Consider the following 4,876-nt stretch of genomic DNA (forward strand, 5'->3'; position numbering starts at 1 on the left):
ATCAGTACCGCCTTTATTCAGCTTACCCTCTTTACCTTGCTGTTAATTTTTCTTGTCGTCACTGTTTCGGCCTAACCGCATGGTCCCTCTTTACGGTTAGAGGGCTCGCAAAACCTGACTTTCTAAAGCTCTTTACCGGGGAATAGGCAGCAATAGCTATGTCCTGCTACTTGTGGAGACCGCTACCGGTGTCCGCAAAGCGGCTTTACTGTTCCCTCGCCGCTCGGAATAAGCTTTTTTGCTATAGAGATTTGGAAAACCGGGGTTTTGTTCAATATCAAACCAAAGCCTGAGCGATTTCAAAATTCTCATGTATGGCCTATACACTTCGGTTTTGAAATCGCAAAAAAAATGCAGTGATGGGGAAAAACAATGGTTTTGCAAAGGTTCCTGCTAATCTTTCTGCCCAAAATAGTACTCCGGTAAACTAAATATTGCAATGATTCAATGCTTTACCAATATTTAGGGGGAAACAAAAGAGATCCGCACCCGGCAGCGGCCTGGTTCCGCTTATCTCATTTATAGTTACCGGGATTGGGATATTGAAAGGTATATAGTATTTATACACGATCTGTACATAATAGCATATATGTATATATAAAGATATACGCCACTATGAAAACCATCTATATCTAATAGAAGCCTTTGAAACCCAGGAGGTTAAGTCAAAATCAAAACCTGACATATTCAGAACCACCCCGCATAAGACATATGTGAGGATTTTTGACTATGAAAGAATGCAGGTATGGGCCAACAGAACGGTTTTTGCAAAGGCTTCTGATACAGGGTTATATATTTAATATCAACGCAAAAAAAACGGGAAGTCATGGATAAAAGACAATTATTACCACAGGGTTTACTCATACTGGTATTTGCAATACTGGCCGGCTGCGGCCCCGATACCGAGCAGGACACCGATTCGGACCAACGCCGGGAGGTCGCCGACCGGCTTACATCCATTGAGGAAGGATTGGATGGCCCGGAAGCGATCCGCTACGACCCTGGACAGGACGCCTACTTCATTTCTAATTTCAACGGCTCCAGCAGCGAGGCCGACTCCAACGGATACATTGCCAAAGCACAACCCGACGGCACCATCGACTCGCTGAAATTCATGACCGGCACGGAGGAGGCCCCGCTCCATTCGCCGCGCGGGATGTATATTACCGGCGACACGCTTTTTGTGGCCGACCTGAAGGGCGTACACGGCTTTAACACGCAAACCGGCCAGCAGCTTATCTTCGCCGACTTTACGGAATTTGAACCGGGATTTCTTAATGACGTGGCCGTAGGTCCCGACGGCGCAACATATGTCACGGATACCGGGCAGGCCCGGGTGTACAGGATGAGCGGTACGGAAGTCACCATCGCCGTCGATTCGCTGGAAGATCCCCCCAACGGAATTACGCTGGATCCCGATAACAATCAGCTCATTATTGCTCCCTGGGGCGGGGGACAAATATTTCGCTCGATCACAGCGGACGATACCACGCCCCGGGATTTCATAACCGCTGCCTCGGGCGGCAACTTTGACGGTATTGAACCCTACAACGGGACGTTCCTGGTATCCAGTCAGGCCGACACGAGCCTCTACCTGCTGGGCGAGAACCGGGAAAGCAGGGCCATCATTAAAACGGCTCCCGAACCCGCCGATATCGCCCTCGACACCAAACGCAACCGGGTGGCCGTCCCCTATATCGAATTAAACCGGGTGGATATCTGGGAGATTGAGGCCAGCAACAGCAGCAGCAATAACTAACAATGCATCATCTTTTACGGCCATAAAACCGCGGCAGAGGCACCGGGCACCCGGAGCGCTTTTGTGGTCCTCTGTGTCCTGCTGTCTGTGGAGTAACAGATATTCTGAAGTTCGGTAGGATTATTCGCCAAAACGATCACCCTGTGATTCGAAGCAAGGCGTACCTCTGCGGGCGACAGCCTGTACGGACTCCTGCCCCTGCCGGGAAAGCAGGAGAGGATGGCTCCGGTGGTTCGGGAGAAGTGAGGGAGCAATTTTCGGAATAGACCTTCACTTCGCAAGACGCCTGATTTTACCTTAAATTTATATGGAAGATTTATAAAAAAATATTATCTTATACCCGATGCAAAAAAATGCGCTCCATATCCACTCCTTCCATCATGGCGGTTTCGACCGTCAATAGCATTGTTACAGGCAGCCAAGCCTGCTTCCCGACCTTCTTATTCTTACGCTTTCATAACATTTTTTCAATCTATAATATCGATCGCTCATTGCCATGGAACGAACCGCGGATTCCAAAACTTCTCTTCGAATTGCCATCCAAAAATCTGGTCGGCTGACCGACAAGACCATCGAACTGCTTAAAGGCATCGGCTTGCGTTTTGACGACTACAAGCGCAATCTGATGGTCAAATGCCGCAACTTTGACGTGGAGCTCCTGCTCATCCGCGACGACGATATCCCCGAGTACGTGCAGGACGGCGTGTGCGACCTGGGATTCGTGGGAGCCAATGTCCGTGCCGAAACCGGGGCGGACGTCAGCGTACTGCGGGGACTCGATTACGGGGTGTGCCGGCTCTCCCTGGCCGCACACAAAGACGGGCCAATACAGACCCTTGAAGATTTCGAAGGCAAGACCATCGCCACCAGCTATCCCAACCTTACGCAGCAGTTTTTAGAAAAACACAATATCGAGGCCGATCTCGTAACCATCTCCGGCGCCGTTGAAATTGCCCCCCGCCTGGAAGTCGCAGACGCCATTTGTGACCTGGTGTCGACGGGTAATACCCTCAAGGCCAACGGGCTCGAGGAGCTGGAGGTGATCCTGGAATCGGAAACACAGCTCATCCAGACAAACAAGAAGCTGTCCCCGGGCAAGAAAAAGCTGATCGAGAAATTTTTACTCCGGATGGACAGCCACCAGCAGGCGGAACGCAGCCGGTATATCATGATGAATGCCCCCAAAGCATCAGTGCCCGAAATCAAGGAAATCATACCCTCGCTCAACAGTCCCACGGTCATGCCCCTGGCCGATGAGGAGATGGTCGCCATTCATACGGTGATTCCTATCGACCAGTTCTGGATCGTGATGGAGCGGTTAAAAAAGGAAGGAGCCACCGGCATTGTCATCCTTCCCATCGAAAGCATGATATTATAATAATGATTAGGAATGCAGGGATTATATCGGAAAAATTATCGACCCATATAATGACACCACTCCCCCCGCCACGCAAGCTCGGTGCTGCTGTCGGGGGACAGAGATAGATATGGCAGGAGCGAACCTCCTGCTCTAAGAATCATATTAATCACAGCTAACCCATGGAACACTACAACTACCAAAGCCTGAAAGAAAAGGACCTCCAGCGCCTATGCCGGCGACCCAAGATGGACTTTAAGTCCATCTTCAGGGACGTGGAACCGATCATTGAAGGGGTCCGGAGGGACGGCGACCGGGGGATCAATCATTTTACCCGGAAGTTCGACGGATCCTCCCCCGACCCCCTGGTTGTCAACCCGGCCGACAGGGACGTCACCCTCGACCCGGAGGTCAGACAGGCCATTGACACGGCTTTTGACAACATCCGCCGCTTTCACGAGGCCCAGCTGCCGGAGCCGCTGGAGGTCGAGACCATGCCCGGCGTACGGTGCAAGCGGGTAGCGCGACCCATTGAACGGGTCGGACTGTATGTGCCCGGGGGGACGGCAATGCTGCCCTCCACCCTGCTGATGCTCGGCATTCCTGCCCAGCTGGCCGGGTGCAAAACCATTGTAATGGCCACCCCGCCGCGGGGAAGCGGCTCGGTGGCGGACGAGATGATCTATATCGCTCAAAAAATCGGGGTGAGCCATCTGCTCAGAGCGGGTGGAGCGCAGGCGGTAGCCGGCATGGCCCTGGGCACCTCATCCGTGCCCAAAGTGGACAAGATCCTGGGTCCCGGCAACCAGTTTGTGACCGCCGCAAAAATGCTGCTGCAGAACACCGACGCCCAAATTTCCATCGACATGCCCGCGGGTCCCTCTGAAGTCCTGGTCATCGCCGACGGGTCAGCGGAGCCCGACTTTGTAGCGGCCGACCTGCTTTCCCAGGCCGAACACGGTCCCGACAGCCAGGTCGTACTGCTGGCCACGGAAGGGTTTGACCTGCCCGCCTTCAACCAGTCGCTCAACCGGCAGGTCGAAGAACTCCCGCGCAAAGCGATCGCCCAGCAAGCTATCAGCCAGAGTTTTATCGTCACGGTCGACACCCTTGAGGAAGCCTTCCGCTTCTCCAACCGGTACGCCCCGGAGCACCTGATCGTGCAGTGCAGCCGCGCCGAAGAGTGGGAGGACCACATTACCAGCGCCGGCTCCGTCTTCCTGGGGCACTGGTCCCCCGAAAGCGCCGGCGACTATGCTTCCGGCACCAACCACACGCTGCCGACCTATGGCTATGCCCGCATGTACAGCGGCGTGTCGGTGGATTCATTCCTGAAGCAGATTACAATGCAGCAGCTCTCGGAGGAGGGACTGCAAAACCTCGCCCCGACGATCTCGGCGCTGGCGCAGCTGGAGGAGCTCGACGCGCACCGCAACGCCGTAACCATCCGTTTAAGGAAATAAGGCGTCCCGCAGTATGGGTCATCATATATCATAAAACTTCAAAACTGCGACCTAACGTAACGTGAGTTCGATATTAGAAACAAAGCGCGGCATAGAAAAATGCTCCTGCTGTTTGGTTTTATCCTTTACCTCGAACTCAGGTCATTTATCTTTATCGCCCGGAATTGCTACCACAAAAACATAAATATTCCAGAACCCAGATGAGTACCTCCTTTGACCTTGAACAGCTTGTACGTCCCAATATCCGGGACCTGAAACCCTATCACAGCGCGCGGGAGGATTTCAGCGAAGGCCTGC

General features: G+C 53.1%; 3 protein-coding genes. All 3 read left to right on the forward strand.

Annotation, left to right across the window (positions count from 1 at the left end):
* Positions 1–826: 826 nt before the first annotated feature.
* The 3 genes from ACESLU_RS11770 (at position 827) to hisD (ending at position 4,579) form a co-directional block, all read left to right on the forward strand.
* On the forward strand, positions 827–1,759 hold the full coding sequence (locus ACESLU_RS11770; protein ID WP_372638842.1) for an SMP-30/gluconolactonase/LRE family protein: 933 nt from the start codon (positions 827–829) through the stop codon (positions 1,757–1,759).
* 496 nt (positions 1,760–2,255) lie between these two features.
* Positions 2,256–3,137, forward strand: a complete 882-nt coding sequence (gene hisG, locus ACESLU_RS11775; protein ID WP_372638843.1) for an ATP phosphoribosyltransferase — start codon at positions 2,256–2,258, stop codon at positions 3,135–3,137.
* A gap of 161 nt (positions 3,138–3,298) precedes the next feature.
* Positions 3,299–4,579 carry a histidinol dehydrogenase gene (hisD, locus tag ACESLU_RS11780; protein ID WP_372638844.1) on the forward strand — a complete coding sequence of 427 codons (1,281 nt, stop codon included), beginning with the start codon at positions 3,299–3,301 and terminating at the stop codon, positions 4,577–4,579.
* Positions 4,580–4,876 lie beyond the last annotated feature (297 nt).

Origin of the sequence: Fodinibius sp. (assembly GCF_041642155.1) — a bacterium.
Lineage (GTDB): Bacteria > Bacteroidota > Rhodothermia > Balneolales > Balneolaceae > Fodinibius.

Coding starts and splice junctions, on each gene's coding strand:
- ACESLU_RS11770 (WP_372638842.1), top strand. CDS start 827: ATGGATAAAAGACAATTATTACCACAGGGTTTACTCATACTGGTATTT.
- hisG (WP_372638843.1), top strand. CDS start 2,256: ATGGAACGAACCGCGGATTCCAAAACTTCTCTTCGAATTGCCATCCAA.
- hisD (WP_372638844.1), top strand. CDS start 3,299: ATGGAACACTACAACTACCAAAGCCTGAAAGAAAAGGACCTCCAGCGC.